1 protein-coding gene is annotated in these 939 nt (G+C 45.3%); it reads right to left on the bottom strand.

Annotation, left to right across the window (positions count from 1 at the left end; translation table 11 throughout):
- Window positions 1–400: 400 nt before the first annotated feature.
- Window positions 401–939, bottom strand: a 539-nt coding sequence (locus tag AC3WRW_RS33000) for a reverse transcriptase domain-containing protein (protein ID WP_492550439.1), incomplete at its 5' end; no start/stop codon positions are given.

Below are 939 nucleotides of genomic sequence, written 5' to 3'. Positions count from 1 at the left end.
ATAGTCGAGTAGGCGGGGCCTTTCCGTCTTGGATTGTGCCCCTTGCCCCTCACAGATCCGTACGTGCCCAATTAAGGCATACGGCTCTTCATGCTACCTTACAGAGTTGCTTTTCTTTGCAAATAGATTCACGGTTATTGACGGTTTTGGAAATGGGTTTCGGATGAGAAACATGGCGAACTTTTCCTCCGTGAAGCTTATCTTCTGGCTTCTTCGGTTTCTCCACTTCAGTACCAATCGTTCGACTGCTCTTAGGTACGATGTTATACCTCCGATGTTGTCCGACACTCCATAGTAATTGTAATGTCCTACTAATTTACTTCTTATGGTCCTCATCAGTTCAACTTCTGAGGTGTGTCGGTTACTTCGAATCCACGTCTTAAATTCTTTCACCTTCGCCCTAAATTTCTTTCCACTCGTTTTCCTCATGAGTCTTGAACGTCCACTCTTGCCTTTGCCCCAGTAATGCGTAAACCCTAGGAAGTCGAAAGGTTTCTGGTTTCTTTAAACCTACCTCTTTGCATGCCACTTCTGACTGCCTTCCGAATCGGATGATCTTTGTCTTTTCTTCGGCGATCTCCAGTCCGAACTTTTTCAGTCTCATAACCAATGCCTCGTAGAACCGCTTCGCATCCCATTCTTGTTCAAAACAACATACAAAATCATCTGCGTAACGCACCATTTCTGCCCTTCCTACACATTCTCTTCTCACTGTCGTCTCAAACCATAGGTCAAGTGCGTAATGCAGATAAATGTTAGATAAGATCGGCGAAATGAGTCCGCCTTGCGGTGCCCCTTCATCTGTTGGCTTAAACTCTCCGTCTTCCTGCACGCCCGCTTTCAGAAACTTCTTAATTAGTCTTAAGAGATTAGGATCGGCTATGCGATGCTCCAGAAATTTCATCATCCACTCGTGATCCATGTGATTGAAAAAGCCGC

It is taken from the genome of Paenibacillus sp. FW126-R14 (assembly GCF_058789495.1).
This window is presented reverse-complemented; position numbering and strand designations above follow the sequence as displayed.